At 63.0% G+C, this 15,616-nt stretch carries 14 protein-coding genes and 1 tRNA gene; 4 read left to right on the plus strand and 11 right to left on the minus strand.

Going from position 1 to position 15,616, the window contains the following annotated elements:
* The first annotated feature begins 162 nt into the window (after positions 1–162).
* Positions 163–618: a thioredoxin TrxC gene (gene trxC, locus ACP7BY_RS10465; protein WP_283214666.1), complete on the plus strand. Its 456-nt coding sequence runs from the start codon at positions 163–165 to the stop codon at positions 616–618.
* Here the strand turns inward: trxC and ACP7BY_RS10470 are convergent.
* Positions 615–2,366 carry a chloride channel protein gene (locus tag ACP7BY_RS10470; protein ID WP_137902957.1) on the minus strand — a complete coding sequence of 584 codons (1,752 nt, stop codon included), beginning with the start codon at positions 2,364–2,366 and terminating at the stop codon, positions 615–617. The genes trxC and ACP7BY_RS10470 overlap by 4 nt on opposite strands.
* Positions 2,367–2,494: 128 nt before the next feature.
* On the opposite strand from ACP7BY_RS10470, the gene lgt reads away from it, so the two are divergent.
* Entirely contained in the window at positions 2,495–3,358 is an 864-nt protein-coding gene (gene lgt / locus ACP7BY_RS10475) for a prolipoprotein diacylglyceryl transferase (protein WP_249340869.1), read from the plus strand.
* A gap of 17 nt (positions 3,359–3,375) precedes the next feature.
* Here the strand turns inward: lgt and arsA are convergent, their stop codons facing one another.
* On the minus strand, positions 3,376–5,169 hold the full coding sequence (arsA, locus tag ACP7BY_RS10480) for an arsenical pump-driving ATPase (RefSeq protein WP_137902959.1): 1,794 nt from the start codon (positions 5,167–5,169) through the stop codon (positions 3,376–3,378).
* Between the two features lie 268 nt (positions 5,170–5,437).
* Here arsA and ACP7BY_RS10485 point away from each other — a divergent pair, with 268 nt between their 5' ends.
* Positions 5,438–6,514 carry an NAD(P)-dependent alcohol dehydrogenase gene (locus tag ACP7BY_RS10485; protein WP_033965214.1) on the plus strand — a complete coding sequence of 359 codons (1,077 nt, stop codon included), beginning with the start codon at positions 5,438–5,440 and terminating at the stop codon, positions 6,512–6,514.
* A gap of 52 nt (positions 6,515–6,566) precedes the next feature.
* Here the strand turns inward: ACP7BY_RS10485 and ACP7BY_RS10490 are convergent, their stop codons facing one another.
* The 9 genes from ACP7BY_RS10490 to ACP7BY_RS10530 all read right to left on the minus strand — a co-directional run bounded on the left by ACP7BY_RS10490 (position 6,567) and on the right by ACP7BY_RS10530 (position 14,594).
* Complete coding sequence (locus tag ACP7BY_RS10490) at positions 6,567–7,466, minus strand: ribose-phosphate diphosphokinase (protein WP_033965212.1); 900 nt, start codon at positions 7,464–7,466, stop codon at positions 6,567–6,569.
* The gene (locus tag ACP7BY_RS10495; RefSeq protein ID WP_033965211.1) at positions 7,463–8,950 is read right to left on the minus strand and encodes a thymidine phosphorylase family protein; all 1,488 of its coding nucleotides are present in this window, start codon (positions 8,948–8,950) and stop codon (positions 7,463–7,465) included. Before ACP7BY_RS10495 ends, ACP7BY_RS10490 begins: the two co-directional genes overlap by 4 nt.
* A gap of 91 nt (positions 8,951–9,041) precedes the next feature.
* Entirely contained in the window at positions 9,042–10,322 is a 1,281-nt protein-coding gene (locus ACP7BY_RS10500; protein WP_033965210.1) for an MgtC/SapB family protein, read from the minus strand.
* Positions 10,323–10,521: 199 nt separating this feature from the next.
* A complete protein-coding gene (locus tag ACP7BY_RS10505; protein WP_033965209.1) occupies positions 10,522–10,860 on the minus strand; it encodes a TraR/DksA family transcriptional regulator in 339 nt (112 codons plus the stop codon).
* Positions 10,860–11,105, minus strand: a complete 246-nt coding sequence (locus ACP7BY_RS10510; protein ID WP_033965207.1) for a hypothetical protein — start codon at positions 11,103–11,105, stop codon at positions 10,860–10,862. The genes ACP7BY_RS10505 and ACP7BY_RS10510 overlap by 1 nt, the downstream gene beginning before the upstream one ends.
* A gap of 81 nt (positions 11,106–11,186) precedes the next feature.
* The gene (locus ACP7BY_RS10515; RefSeq protein WP_033965206.1) at positions 11,187–12,818 is read right to left on the minus strand and encodes an MBL fold metallo-hydrolase; all 1,632 of its coding nucleotides are present in this window, start codon (positions 12,816–12,818) and stop codon (positions 11,187–11,189) included.
* 91 nt (positions 12,819–12,909) lie between these two features.
* Positions 12,910–13,305, minus strand: coding sequence for a hypothetical protein (locus ACP7BY_RS10520; protein WP_137902960.1), 396 nt, complete (start codon positions 13,303–13,305; stop codon positions 12,910–12,912).
* A gap of 139 nt (positions 13,306–13,444) precedes the next feature.
* Positions 13,445–14,281, minus strand: a complete 837-nt coding sequence (locus ACP7BY_RS10525; protein ID WP_033965203.1) for a universal stress protein — start codon at positions 14,279–14,281, stop codon at positions 13,445–13,447.
* 222 nt (positions 14,282–14,503) lie between these two features.
* A tRNA-Ser gene (locus ACP7BY_RS10530) sits at positions 14,504–14,594 on the minus strand.
* A 114-nt stretch (positions 14,595–14,708) separates the two neighbouring features.
* On the opposite strand from ACP7BY_RS10530, the gene ACP7BY_RS10535 reads away from it, so the two are divergent.
* Positions 14,709–15,614, plus strand: coding sequence for a peptidylprolyl isomerase (locus ACP7BY_RS10535; RefSeq protein ID WP_231565122.1), 906 nt, complete (start codon positions 14,709–14,711; stop codon positions 15,612–15,614).
* Positions 15,615–15,616 lie beyond the last annotated feature (2 nt).

Consider the following 15,616-nt stretch of genomic DNA (forward strand, 5'->3'; position numbering starts at 1 on the left):
TTCCCTACATGATTACATTACAAATGTAAGCGAGAAATTGAGGGCTTTGGTCATGAGAATGTCGAGACGACGCGTCACATGGCTCCCGGCGCGCCCAAATGGAACGACTCCTGGCCCTTCCTCTGGTGCGGGCCAGGCACGTCAATTACAGGGAATAGCGGGATGAGTGCAGCGTTGGCTGATCCTGTCGTCATCATCTGCCCCTCCTGCGCGACCGCAAATCGCGTTCCGGCCACCCGCATCTCGGAAAGCCCGAAATGCGGGCGCTGCAGCCAGATGCTGTTTCAGGGAGCGCCGGTTGCTGTAAGTGGCCAGGCGTTCGATCGCCATGTGAAGACAGGCTCGCTACCCGTCCTCGTCGATTTCTGGGCAAGCTGGTGCGGTCCATGCAAGGCGATGGCTCCTGCCTTTGCCGCCGCGGCCAAGGGTCTCGAACCAAGGGTGCGTTTGCTGAAGGTCGACACCGAAGCAGAACAGGCCGTTGCCGCTCGGTTCGCGATTCGGTCGATTCCAACGCTCATCCTGTTTTCTGGCGGACGTGAGATCGCGCGCAGCGCTGGTGCCATGGACCAACGCGCCATCACCAGTTGGGTCAACCAGCACCTGCCTCCCAGCTAGTCTTCGCCGTAGAGATCGCGCTGCGACCGATCGATCTCGTCAGCATAGCGCTTGCGGACATATTTTTCGGTCAGCATGCCCAGGATGCGCCCTGCGGGATCGACGACCGCCAGGTCGTCGGCTTCGCTCTCGTCGAAGCGCGCCATGATCGCACCGATCGGCATATCGGGAGACAGGGTGGCGTCGCGCAGGATCGTCAGCTCGGATATCATGCGGTCAGTCGGACCGGTGTCGGCGTAGACCGAGGCCGTCGGCACCAGGCCGGCATAGTACCCGTCATGATCTTCGAGCAAAACCCGGCTCGTCGAACCCAAAGGAAACTGCTCCTTGAATGCAGCCATCGACAGGGTCGGCGACGCAGTGGCCGGTGCGGTGCGCATCATGCGGCGCGCTGTCAGTAGGCGCATCCACCCGACATCGCGCGCGCTCCTGACGACTTCTCCACGCAAGTGCAATCGCCAGGTCGAGAAGGAATAGCCAAAGCGCTCGCGTACCAGCGCGCTCGAACATAGCGCGGCGGTCAGGACGACTGCGGTAATCTCGAAGTCATGTGTGGCCTCCAGCACCAGGAGCGACATCGTCATCGGGCCGCCCACCACCGCGACCGCGAGCGCCGCCATGCCGACAAGCGCTGCATCCACCGGTGAGAGAGTGACCGCCCCGGGAATGAGTGCCCAAAGACCCGCCAGGATCTGGCCAAGCAAGGCGCCCAGGAACAATGACGCGAAAAACAAGCCGCCGCGGAACCCGAAGCCGAGCGACACGATCGATGCGAGGGCTTTCAAGCCAAAGATCAGCGTCAGCATGCCCAAAGCGAGTTCGCCGCCAATGGTCAGATGCAGGGCGCCGTGCCCGGCCGAGAGCGCGTGGGGCGAGATCATGGCAATGGGCATGAGAATCAGCCCGCCCAAGACCGGACGCGACCATTCCGGCAGCATGGTATGTCGAACGGCCGCTTCCGCGAACGAGACCAGACGCATGAGCGCAATGCCAAGCATGGCCGCGATCAGGCCGAGCACTGCGTAAATCAGATAGTCGAGGGTCGCGAGATTTTGGCTGCTGGTGGCCGCAATGAGATAGGGCGTCGCGCCCAGAGTGCGGGCCGTGATCACTGCGGCAATGGTGGCAGCCAGCACCGGCGCGATACTCGCCGGCGTATAGGCGCCGATGACGATTTCAAAGGCATAAAAGGCACCGGTCAACGGTGCTCCGAACGCCGCGCCGATGGCTGCACCTGCTCCGGCCCCCACGAGCACGCGCATATCGTTGCGCCGCAGATTGAGCCATTGGCCAATTAGCGATGCGATGCCGCCTCCGGCCTGCGCATATGCGGCTTCGAGGCCGACGGACGCGCCGCAGCCGTTGGAGAGTAAGGTTTGGCCAGAAACCAGCAGCGTGTCGCGAAACGGAATGCGTCCGCCATGCAAGGCATTGGCTTCAACCACGTCGATCGACGTGCGCCTTTGCTTGCGGACGATCAGGATGACCGCTCCCAGTAGCGCGCCGCCCAAGGGCAGTGCCAGCAGACGGATGGGCGAGATGATGGCGAGGCCACTCAGCCGATCGTCAAAATTGAGGTCATAGAGCGTGGATTGGAAAAGATGCGCGAGACTGCCCAGCACCGCGGCAATGAGCCCGGCCGCAATGCCAACCCCCACGGCGAGAAGGATGAAGCTGGCTTCGCTCGATCGAAAGATGCGTCGCGCGAGGTAAAGGAGCGCCGAAGGCCGCAACAGGCGCTCATTCATGGGGCGAAATGGTGTCCGCCTGATCTGCAGGCGCAACTGAAATGACTGGAAACATGGCAAGGATTACCGTTTGAGCACGAGACTCGAAAATGCGATTGAGCAATTTTCTCCTTAGATCGGACTGTCGCATGAGTCTCGCGGGTCACGTCCCAACCGCGATCTATTTTTCGTCGCTGCACCTCAATCCCGTGCTGCTTCAGATCGGTCCATTCGCGCTGCGCTGGTACAGCCTGGCCTATATAGCCGGCATTCTCCTCGGCTGGTTCTATCTGGTGAAGCTGCTCGCCGATGACGGCGCCCCCATGGCGAAGGAGCAGGCTGATGCTTTGGTGACATGGGTCACCGCGGGCATCATCCTCGGTGGGCGTCTCGCCTATGTGGTCTTCTACGACTCTGGAACCTATCTCGCGCAGCCCTTGAAGGTATTCAAGCTTTGGGCTGGGGGTATGTCGTTTCACGGCGGCGCGCTGGGCGTTGCGATCGCCATTTTCCTGTTCTCCCAGCGACATCGTCTAAATTGGTTGCGGATCATCGACTATGTCGCAATGTCCGCACCGATCGGACTGTTCCTCGGTCGTCTCGCCAATTTCGTGAATGGTGAGCTTTGGGGACGGCCGACAGACCTGCCATGGGGAATTGTCTTTCCAGGCGCCGGGCCTCTCCCACGCCATCCCAGCCAACTCTACGAAGCGATGCTGGAGGGGCCGATCCTCTTCCTCTTGCTCTGGTGCCTATTCCGTTTCACCAGCGCGCGTCGCCGACCTGGGTTGCTGAGTGGCGCGTTCGTCCTGGGCTACGGCGTTTTCCGGTTCTTGGTCGAGTTCATTCGCGAGCCCGATCAACAGTTGGCTGCCTTTGCCTCCGCGACAGGTCTTCATATGGGTCAGTGGCTTTGCGTGCCGATGGTCTTCGCTGGATTCCTGATGGTTCTACGTGCAACAATTCGACCCGTCGTCTCGGCAGGCGCTTCCGATTGTCCAAGTCTTTTTTGAAACGCCCGTGATGCAGTTCATGCGCCGTCATGGGCGAGCCGTGCGAGCGCGGGGACGCCCACCGGCGGTGTGGCCTGCCAAGGCACAAAGAACAGTCGCTTAGCCATCGATCCGCGTATGCGATCGACCTGTTTCAGCTCGCCGCTGAGCCGCTGGCGCAGCAGTGGATCGCTCGAGCCAGCCGCCAGCAGGCTCTTGTTGATGATCCAGGCAAAAGGCTCGATTTGCGCGCGCCGCAAATCGTCCTGCAATGCGCTTGCCTGCGAGACAGGTGTGGTCTCCGCAAGAGTAACCAGCAGAATATGCGTATAGTCGGGATCCTGGAGCCGCATCAGCGGCGTAGTTATGCGGCCGGCAAGGTCGTGCAAAGTCGATTGCCGTGTCATTTGGCGGTGATAGGCGCCGGTCGCATCCATTAGCAGAAGGCTGTGACCGGTGGGGGCCGTGTCCAGCACGACAAACGCGCTGCGCGCCTCGGCGACGATATGCGAGAAGGCATGGAAGACGGCGACTTCCTCCGTGCAAGGCGAGGCCAAGTCCTCGCGCAGCAGGGCCTGACCCTGCGCATCGAGCATGCCGCCTCTCTGCTCCATGATCTTGGCGATGTACCGCTCGGTTTCCGCTTTGGGATCAATCCGGTCGACGCGAAGCCCGGCGACATTCCCGGTCATCGTCATTGCCAAGTGTGCGGCGGGGTCAGTGGTACTGAGATGCACGCTGTGGCCACGCTCGACGAGCCCTAGCGCTATGGCCGCGGCGATGGTGGTCTTGCCCACGCCGCCTTTTCCCATCACCATGATCAGCCCTTTGCCGTCCGCTGCGAGCAGGTCGATCAGTCGATCGAGGCCGGGCAGGTCGCCGACCCATGGCGCAGCAACGGCGGGTTCGCCAGGGTTTGTCGACAATGGGCCAGAGCACAGGACTGAACGTAGCGCGTCCAGGCCCATCATCTCGAAGGGGCAGAGCTCTATGTCGTCGCGCGGAAGCTTCCGGAGCACGGCTGGCATCTCTGCCAGCGCCTGCTGTCCCTGGGCCTCCAGCGACGCCGCCGTCGCGTCGGATGGGTCGCTGGCGCGGAACAGGCCGTTCACAACGAGATGCTGGTTGCCGAGCCCCAGCACCGCCAACTCGGTCGAGGTTCGACCCGCCTCGGCGATCGCGCCGCGTTCCGGGCGCGTCACGAGAATGACGGCTGTGGCCGCGGGATCGCACAACGCCGCCATGGCTCTTCTGAAGCGCTCCTCTTGCGTCTTGAGTCCCGAGTGAGGTCCCAGGCACGACGCGCCTTGGTCATTTTCCGCGAGGAAGCCGCTCCAGGCCTTGGGCAGGCTGAGCAATCGCAGCGTGTGCCCCGTCGGCGCGGTGTCGAAGACGATGTGATCATAGGTGCCGTCAGCATCGGCAAGGCGGCCGACGAATTCGTCGAATGCCGCGATCTCGGTCGTACAGGCGCCCGAAAGCTGCTCACGAATCGTATCGCGGTCCCGGGCGCTCGCATCGGGCTCCATTTGGGCCAGCACGCGCGTGCGATAAGCTTCTGCCGCAGCGGTCGGATCGATGTTCAGGACGTACAGGCCGGGAGCGTTCGGCACCGCGACCGGCTGATTGGTCAAGGGTACGTCCAATATTTCGTCGAGATTGGAGGCAGGATCGGTGCTGACGAGCAGGATCGATTTGCCGCGATCGGCAAGCGAAAGGGCGGCTGCGCATGCGATCGACGTCTTGCCAACGCCTCCTTTGCCCGTGAAGAATAGGAAACGGGTGGGTTCGACCAGAAATTGTGGGACGCGGGTCAGCGAACTATCGTTCATGACTTGGCTTGATCCTCTTCACTGCGGGGACGCCCGCCGCCGGCTGGCGCTGCAATTCACAAGATGTGGAAGGGACCGAAAAGTTCGAATCCTCTTTGTTGAGGGATGGCTTACCGCTTCGCTCAGCAGCCGGGCATACGTAGTCTCACGGCGTGCCGGGAAGTGTGGAAGCGCAGACCAAGGGCTACGCAACGTCACGTAGAGACCCCGGGGTGGCGTTGGACATAAGCCAATGTGCGGTTCGTCCGCGTCGATGGAGTTCTGACTCATGGCACTGAAGATGAAAGCCGCCATTTTCCTCGAACCCGGTCGAATCATCCTGGGGGAAAAACCGGTGCCGGATGTCGGGCCTCTGGATGCGCTCATCCGAGTGACGACCACCACGATCTGCGGGACTGACGTCCATATCCTAAGGGGCGAATATCCTGTTGCGCGGGGCCTGACGGTGGGACACGAGCCGGTCGGCATCATTGAAAAGCTCGGCTCGGCGGTCGTCGGCTATCGCGAGGGTCAGCGCGTGATCGCCGGCGCGATCACGCCGTCGGGCACCTCGAATGCATCTCTGTGCGGCTTCCACTCGCAATGCGGCGGCGCACATGATCATGGCTGGAAAGCGATGGGAGGGTGGCGGTTCGGCAATACGATCGACGGTGCGCAAGCGGAGTACCTGCTCGTGCCCGATGCGATGGCCAACCTCTCGCCGGTGCCCGACGGCCTCACCGACGAGCAGGTGCTGATGTGCCCGGACATCCTCTCGACCGGATTCAGCGGCGCAGAATCCGGCCGCATCCGTATCGGCGACACGGTCGCCATATTCGCGCAGGGGCCTATCGGCCTGTGCGCCACCGCTGGCGCAAAGTTGATGGGCGCGACCACCATCATTGCGGTCGATACCCTGCCCGAAAGGCTGGCGATTGCCCGCGCGATGGGGGCGGATCATGTCGTCGACTTCAGCAAGGTCGACCCGGTCGATGAAATTCGCAGGATCACCGATGGCCGCGGCGTCGATGTCTCGATCGAGGCGCTTGGGCGGCAGGCCACTTTCGAGGCAGCCTTGCGCGTGCTGCGGCCGGGCGGCACGCTCTCCTCGCTCGGCGTGTATTCGGAGGACCTTCGCATCCCGATCGATGCCTTTTCCGCGGGCCTCGGCGACAACCGGATCGTCAGTACGCTCTGCCCGGGCGGCAAGGAACGGATGCGGCGGCTGATGGACGTCGTGGCTTCAGGGCGCGTGGACACCGGGCCCCTTGTCACTCACCGTTTCGCGCTCGACGACATCGAGAGCGCGTATGAACTTTTCTCCAACCAGCGGGATGGTGTGTTGAAGGTCGCGATCCGGCCCTGACGGTTCGCGCTGCCCGCCGAGTTTACGGGCACAGGCGCGGCGGCAATTCTTTTCATTGCGCGGCGGTCGGCGTCCATCGCACAAGCGCTGAGGCAAGGGCTGGCGCGATAGCGACGCTTGCGGTTGGGCCTGCCACGGTATCGGTGGACCGAACTCGCGCCACCCCCGCAGCGGCGAGTTTCGCGAGATCGTGAGGACTGGCCAGACAATGTGTGGCGACCGCCTCGATGCGTGTTGCGCCAGCGGCGTGGAGCAGTTCGGCGCATCGCACCAGGGTGCCACCGCTCGAGATGAGATCGTCGATCAGCACCACGGTCCGCCCCTGCACCCGCTCGATACCGGCTATCTCCAATTGGACATGGCGATCGCCTAGCCGCCGCTTTTCACCGACCAGGACCTGGAGACCCAATGGAGCGGCGACGGTTTCGACCCAGGGCCGGGATTCAGCGTCCGGGCCGATCAGCATGACGGCTGATGTTATCTCCGGCCGGAGCAATTCGACCAATGTCTCCGCAGCCGACACTGCGACTGCATCGATCCCCGGGGCAACTGCCGCTAACGAGGCGGTTCGGTGGAGATGCGGATCGACCGTCACCAGCATGTCGAAATGCGCCGCGAGCAGCGTGCCGATCACTTTCTGGCTGACTGCTTCGCCGGGCTGGAACGCGATGTCCTGGCGCATATAGCCGAGATAGGGTGCAACCAGGACGATGCAGCTCGCACCGCGGTCCCGCAGGGCCGAAGCCGCCAGCATCAGTTCGACCAGTTTCTCGTTGGGATGGTCGAGCGAGCGATACAGGATTGCGGTGCGCTGCGTATCCTCAACCCGGACGAGGCTTTCGCCATCGGGAAAGCGACGGACGTTGACCGCCCGGCAGTCGATACCCAGCAGGTCGGCCAGGCGATGAGCGGCCTGAAGGGATTCGGCAAAATGATGGATCGTCGCGATCATGACAGCAGCCGGTAGCCCGAGCCCTCGGCCGCCAGATCGCAGGCAAAGCGCAGGCCGGTCTCCGACTGCGCGTGGATCCGGTAAAGCGGCTCACCCCTGCGAACCCTGTCACCGATCTTGCACAGCAAATCGATGCCCGCGCCCTTGTCCATCGGCGCGCCTGCCAGCCGGGCGATGCGCGCGATCAGGTGACAGTCGATCGCAGCGACCGAGCCGTCCTCGTCCGCGAGGATTTCGCTACGCAGCGCGCCCGGACGGAACGTCTGGGTCTGCGCGCCTTGCGCCGCAACGAGGCGTTCCATTGCCGCCAATGCCTTGCCCGATGCCAGCAGGTCGAGCGCCCGCGCATAACCGCGCCCACCCTCCAGGTCAGGATCGAAATCGAGCACGCGTCCCGCCAGCAGCAGCGCCCGCTCGCGCAGATCGTCGGGGGCGTCCGCATCGTTACGCAGCACGGCCATCACGTCGCGGGCCTCCAGCACAGGCCCGATGCCGCGTCCGATCGGTTGCGAGCCGTCCGTCAGCACAACATCGACCGTCAGTCCCACCTTGTGCGCGACATATTCGAAGAGCTTGCGTAGTCGCACGGCTTCGCCCTGCGAACGGACCTTGGCGGTGGGACCCACCGGAATGTCGATCACCATATGGGTGGAACCGGCGGCGAGCTTCTTGGACAGGATCGATGCGACCATCTGTTCGAACGTGTCGATGCGGAGTGGCCGCTCGACGGAGATCAGGACGTCGTCGGCCGGGGACAGGTTCATCCGCCCGCCCCAGGCAAGGACGGCCTTTTCGGTCGCGACGATGGCCCGCATGCGTTCCGCCGACAAATCGACGTTTGCAAGCACCTCCATCGTGTCGGCGGTCCCGGATGGGGAGGTGATCGCGCGCGACGATGTCTTGGGCATGATGAGACCGTGCGCCGCGACAATCGGCACGACGATCATTGACGTGCGATTTCCCGGGATGCCGCCGATGCAATGCTTGTCGACCACCAGCGGAGCATGCCAGTCAAAGCGGTCGCCGGCATCGGCCATGGCGCGGGTCAACGCGAGTGTTTCCTGGGTCGTCATGAAGCCGGCGCAGGCCACCAGAAAAGCGCCAATCTCCATCGGCGAGTAACGATAGGCCGCGACATCAGTGATGATGGCAGCGATCTCGCTGTCGCTGAGAACATCGCCGCCGATCTTGCGCCGGACGGCCTCCAGGCTGCGGGGCGGCTTGGCCTGCGCGATCAAGACGCTCTCGCCTTCGGCTAGCCCGAGTCGTCGGAAGGCCTGCTCGCCCAGGCCGATTTCGCCGTCGCCGACGATATTCGGATCGTCGCAGATCGCCAGCGTTGCGAGAATGCCGCTAGCGTCTCCGGTGATCTCGATCTTGCGCATGGCCTGAAACTGCTCCGCGCCATAGCCGTCGGCCGAGCGTAGCAGGAATGCTGTGTTTTCAGGATAAGTATCGACTGCCACGCGCCTGATCTTCAACATCGATATCCCCGTTCGCGTATATCATGGCATTGCGCATGGTGCTCGAATGTCGCCGCCAGATGCGGCCGCGCCGCCGAATCAAGATGTGCCCTCACGAGCCAGCCTGACGCAGCACGATCGGCAGCATGAGCAGGCCGGCGGCGACGCTTGCCACGAGCGGCAAAGCGGCTTGCCAGCCCCTGGTCCAGCCAGCGAGGCTGATCGCCGCTCCTGCCTTGAAGAGCGTGTTGAGCATGACGGGCGCTGCGAGCACGAGGCCTGCGGTTCGCGCATCAAGTGTTCCGGACGGCAATCCGCCCATGGTGATGATGGCGGAATCGACATCGACCATGCCGGACAGGGCAAGCACGGTCGCAAGCCCGGCATCGCCGAACTTATGCAACACCCAGCGCGAGACCAGCGAGAGTACCATCACCAGCGCCATCAGGGCGAGGGCTGGCAGGATGTCGAATGGGTTGCGAACCGCGACCTCCTCGGTCGGTTTGGCCGGACGCCGCATCGCAATGCGCATATGCCAGAGCGTCGCCGCCGCGCTCATGAGCGCGGCGGGAACGACAAGCAGCGCCAGCGTGGAAAATGCAAAGGGTGCGAGCACCGCCACCAGGACGAGCACGCGCAGCAGCATGACCGTCGAAGCGGTAGCGATTCCGGCGATGAGAATGGGAGCGCGCTCGTCGATATTGCGTAGCCTGGTGGCCAGGGCCGCCGTCACCGCGGTCGACGAAACCATTGCCCCGGCGCCCGCCGTCGCGATCGTGCCGCGCGATGCCCCCAACCGCTTGCTGGCAACATAGCCGGCAAACGAGAAGCCCGACACCATCACGACGACCATCCATAGCTGACGCGGGTTCCAGGCATCGAAGGGGCCAAAGGTACGATCGGGAAGCAGCGGCAGGATAACCATGGCTATCAGGGCAAACCGCGCGATCGCATTCACTTCGGCTTCACTCAACCGCTCGACCCAGACGTGAAGCTGCGGGCGCAAGGCCAGTACCAAGGTGATCACGACGGCGATGATCGTGGCGAGCATCGCTTGCTGGGTCGTCGCAAGAAACCCGCAGCCGAGGGTCAGCAGGCCCACCAAACTAGCTGTCCCACTGACCTTGCCACTTCGCCACGCCAGCTCTGCGTAACCAAGCAGGACCAGGATGGCCGCTCCAGCGAGGATGATCGTTGCGACAATGCTGTCGCTTGAATGGATGGCACCGGCCATGCCGCCTGCCAGCCCGAGTAGGCCAAAGGTGCGAATGCCTGCGAAGCGGGAGCCCGGCGGCTCTTTACGCAGCGTCCATCCGCGCTGGATACCGATCAGCAGGCCAAGCGTGAGCGAGAGGGCAATCGCTCCGATCGCGTCGATGCTGGTGGCCCCCAATCAATCTCTCCACTGTAGGGGTTCGTCGATCTCCGGGGGGCCGTGTTCATCGTTCCCGTCAACAGAAGGTCGAACCAACGGAAATCTGTCATCGATCAAGTCGAGCGTAAGCGTTTTTACGAAGCGCACGTTATCGGGAGCCGTACGAACTCGAAAACATCCTTGCGCTGGTAAAGCACTTCCGCGCTCCGGTCTTCCTTCACGGTCTGGCGATATGCCGCGTGCTGGCACAGCCGATGCACTCAGCAGCCGCGGGCAATACGTTCAGCCGCTCGGCCGCAATGACATTGCCGCAGCTGGTGCAAATCCCGTAGCTGCCCGAGCCAAGCCGAGCGATGGCGTTCCTGGTCAGTTCGATCTCGGCGAGCGTCGAGCTTTCCAAAGTGTCCAGCGCCTGGTCATCCTCCCGGTCGACCGCCTGTTCGGCAAAGTCGTCGTCGAGCGGTCGGCCCAGTTCGGCTTCGATCCGCCCAACCTGCGACATCAACGCGGCAAGTCTCTCGGTTAGACGGCTACGGGCCTCTGTCTTATCCGGCATCAGGCCACCTTCCTGTCGGCGATCATGGTTGAAATCTCGTCGGGCAGACCGAGCCGTTGCTTATTCAGTGTCTCCTGACGGATGACCGGCGACAAGCGCGTGTGGCGAATCGCAAGGAGAAGACCCTGGTAATTCTTGACGAATTGGCGGTGAATCGACCGCGCCTCGCTGCATTTCGCAACCTGTCCGAGGAGCCGATGCGCACACGCTCGCTTGAGTAGATAGGGAATTTCGAGTTTGTCCATGGGGCACCTCCGCACAAATACGGTGGCACCCATCCGATACGGAGTCGTTACGGGATTCTCCGTACCCTCCACCCGTCCAGATCAGCCGATGGCCGAAGGGAGATTTTCGCGGCTGTGGCGTCGAACCGACTGTTCTGCGCGGGCATGCTTGTAGCTCTCGAGCACCGCTCGCATGTCGGCGACGGCATGCTCGCGAGCCCTTGTGTCGTTGATTTGCGCGAGCTCTCGTTTCAGCTTGGTCGCGAAATCGGCATAGCTGTTCTGCCAGTCGGGTCCGATCACGTCCTGAAGTCTCGGATCGGCGGTCCTGGTTCGCGCGGCGGGCTTCGCGGGCGCGAGATGATAGGCCTCCCCGATCTCGGGCACGAGGATCGAGGACGCGATCTGCCTGGTTTGGGCGAACTGGCGCAGCGTTTCGATCGACGAGGCTTCTCCATGCCCGAGGAAGAGGCTGCCGCCAACAGGACGGCGAGCCTCCATCCAGGCGAGCAGTCCATCCTGGTCGGCATGTGCGGAATAGGTCTCGATGTGGCGGATCTGTGCGCGGACGACGATATCCTCGCCCCAGATTCGCACGCGTTCGGCGCCTTCGAGGATCACCCGGCCCAGCGTTCCTTCGGCCTGGAAGCCGACAAACAATATCGTCGCCTCGCGCTTGAACAGGTTGTGCTTGAGGTGATGTCGGATGCGCCCTGCCTCACACATGCCGGACGCCGCCAGGATGATGGCACCCGAGACGCTGTTGAGCCGGATAGACTCCGCGGTCGCATCGACGAAATGGAAGGCCGTGTTGCGGAAGATATTTTCGCCGTTCATGTCCTCGAGCGTATCGGCAAACTTCGCGAAAACGCTCGTTGCCCTGTTGGCCAGGGGTGAATCCACGAAGATCGGCACTGACCGGATGCGCTTCGCGTCGATCAGCGCGGCCATGTCGAGCAGCAGCTCCTGCGTCCGTTCGAGCGCGAACACCGGGATGATAAGGTTTCCGCCGCGGGCCAGCGCCTGGGTGATTTCCTTCTCCAGCAGGGCGCGGCGATCAACGATCGTTAGGTCTTCCCGCTTGCGGTCTCCGTAGGTGGACTCGCAGATGACATGATCGAAGTCGGCGGGACTCTCGGGGTCGGGGTGGAAGGCCTTGTGTTCAGGCCCTATGTCGCCCGAGCAAAGGATATGGGTGCCATCGACCTGCAGCTCGACCGATGCAGACCCCAATATGTGCCCGGCGTTCCACAGACGCGCCTTGAAACCGGGAACGGGTTCAAACCATTCTTCGAGCGGGATCGGCCGTGTCTGTCGCCAAGCAGTCATCGCGTTTTGTTCGGTGTAGATCGGCTCGATATCCGGCAGGTCGGCGCGATCCTTGCGCCGGTTACGTCGGGCGGCGTCGCCCTCCTGGATGCGCCCCGCATCGGCAAGCATGAATTCGAGCAGCGCGGCGGTCGGCTCGGTGCACCAGATGTCGCCGGTAAAGCCTTCGGCCACCAGCCGAGGCAGTAAACCGCTATGGTCGATATGCGCGTGCGTCAGGATGACAGCATCGACATGGCGCGCGTCGAACGCAAATGCGCTGCGGTTCAGCGTCTCCAGCGTACGCGACCCCTGGAAGAGGCCACAGTCCACGAGGATGCGCTTTCCCCTATGTGTGAACTCCATGCAGGAACCCGTGACCGTGCGCGCCGCGCCGTGAAAGGCGAGTGTGAGTTTCTCCGTCATGCTGCCGCGCTGCTGATCAGGTCCATGGAATACCGCTACGCCGAACCACCGAGCCCGACACTTGGTATGTATACTTATCTTGGACTCATTCTCAGGCCGGCCCGGTCGCTGTCGATAGAACTGCCCTTTTCAATGGCATCGAAATGCTGAGCTTCACGCCGAAATATCCGCGATCATCGGGCCCACGGTCCCAACCTCCTATCACCTTTGCCTTGCAGGTGACCGGCTTGCCCTCCGGATTGAGCCGAAGGATCGCTGGCCGGATGTCGGCCGACATCTCGGATGGAACCCAGCCCACCGCGCGGTGGTCGATCATCACGCCGATCGCATTTGGATCGCGCGAATTATCGTCGAAGACGAGCTGTGCCGGAAAATGACAATTATGCCCCTCTTCGCAGCGCCCCCCGGTCAGGGCGCTCAGATTATCCTGCCATTGCATCTCGCCGACCAGATCAACATTGAAACCATGGGCGGCGCCGAGCGGCAAGACGCCTCGCTCGAACCACCAGCATCCCGTACCGTCATAATTGGCCGGAAAGTGCGGCTGCCCCGCCACGCGGTGAGGTCTGGCAAAAAGCGCTTTGAACAGGGTCACCGCTCGTCTCCAGGCCAGCTTTCAGCCGCCATCAATGCGATAATATGATGGGAAGATCCGGTGATGCCAGGACGGAGCGGGTCGCGCCGCCGAGGACAAACTCGCGGGCGCGCGAATGGCCGTAGGCGCCCATCACCAGAAGGTCAGTTCCCGAAGCCTTGCAATTCGCCAGCAGCGCCGTGCCGGCATCGCGGCCATCGGCGGGAATATCGACCGCTTCTGCTTCGATCCCGTGGCACGCAAGATTGCGGCAGATGTCCGCAGCGGAACCCGACATTGTCTTATCGTTATCACCCGACACCCAGGCCACACGCACCGTCTTGGCGAGGCTGCAGAATGGGAGCGCATCGGCCAAGGCGCGGGCGGCCGCACGGCTACCATCCCAGGCGACAGTAACGATGTCGAGCCGATGTCCACCGCCGCCACTCCGCGGCATCAGGTAGATCGGCCTCCCGGACTCGAACACAAGGTCTTGAACCACGTACGCGATATCGAGGCCGTCATCGATGGGCACGACGGTGATGTCGTGAGACCGCGCGCGTTTCGCCAGTTCGCGGGACATGGCGAATTCCGTGCACTCGATCAGGGTCTGTTCGCCACGGGATTGGGCCGGAATACGCGTGGTCATTTCATCCAGAAGATGTCGTGCGCTTTCCCGGCTCTTGGCATTTTCCTCCGCGATCAGTGCGTTGGCATGCACCAGCTTGTCGGCAAGCCAGTTCGATACGCGGGGGATGACGATCTGACAGACCACACCGGACAGTCGAGCATCGAGCGTTGTGGCAAGGGATATTGCCGCATCGATCGACCAGCGCGGCGAGTGCTCTGGCGCACTGCGAAGCTGCAGTAGAATGTCGTGAATGCCCATGTGAAAACTCTCCCGTTGAAGGGATATTAGGCTCACTTGGAATCCCGGGAGATGCGTAGATTCCCGGACGCTTTCCCATTGCCAGGCGCGCCGGCCGTGCGGCTCGTCTCAGAATTTGATCGGGTGGTCGCAGCGGTTCGCAGAAATCCGCCTCATAAACCCGGACGGAGACCCGGACGGACCAACAAAAACCAGAAAAAATCTAATGATTTCAACGGATTTTGGCGGAGCGGGAGGGATTCGAACCCTCGATACGCTTTTGACGTATACTCACTTTCCAGGCGAGCGCCTTCGACCACTCGGCCACCGCTCCGCATGTCCTGGACAGAACGGTCGCCCTAGAGCGTCCGTGGCGACTGTGCAAGCGATCTGCTGCGGGCGGGGATTGCGCCCGTGCATATGAGCGTGGCACGATGGCACAATGCCGATGGTCCCGCCAATCTTCGCCCTGCTAGCCGCCGCCCAGATCGCCGCGAGCGCACCGCCCGCGCCGACGCCCAAGCCGACCGCTGCACAACTCGCCGCCGCCGCCCCGGCGGAGGCGTGGGCAGGGATCGACCCAAATGATCTGCTTCTGCTCGACTTTGCCGATGGCCAACGCTCCGTCATCTGGCTCGCCGCCGAGTTCGCGCCCGTGCATATCGCCAATATCCGAACGATTGCGCGCAGCGGGTGGTGGAGCGACGCGACGGTGTACCGCGTGCAGGACAATTACGTCACCCAATGGGGCGATGCGAGCGAGAAGAAGCCGCCCGCCGTCGGCATCGATCGTCATCCGCCGGCCGAATATGAATGGGCCTGGGGCGCGCATGGCCGTGCCGTCGCCAATCCGTATCGCGATGCCTATGCGACGCACACCGGCTTCACCCCGAGCGGCTGGGCCGTGGCGGGCGACGGCAAGGCGCAATGGCTGCCGCATTGCTACGGCATGGTCGGCGTAGCGCGCGATCTCGCACCCGATACCGGCACCGGAGGTGATCTTTATACCGTGATCGGCCACGCGCCGCGGCATCTCGATCGCAACATCGCAGTGGTCGGGCGGGTGATTGACGGAATGGCGGCGCTGTCGGCCCTGCCGCGCGGCACCGGCGGGGGACTTGGCCTGTATGAAGATGTGAAAATGCGCGTGCCGATCAAGCGCATCGTTCTTGCCGCCGATTTGCCGCCGGGCGAGCGGCCCGCATTTCAGTACCTACGGCCCGACGCGCCAGTATTTGCCGCAACGTTGGCGGCGCGCGCCAATCGCGGCGGGCCGTTCTTTACCGTGCCTGCGGGTGCCGCAGACCTCTGCAACCTGCCGGTGCCGGTGCGCGCGGCCCCGCCACCGCGCTGAGG

Origin of the sequence: Sphingomonas sp. PSPC2-2, assembly GCF_049897725.1 — a bacterium.
In the GTDB taxonomy this organism is placed as follows: Bacteria; Pseudomonadota; Alphaproteobacteria; order Sphingomonadales; family Sphingomonadaceae; genus Sphingomonas.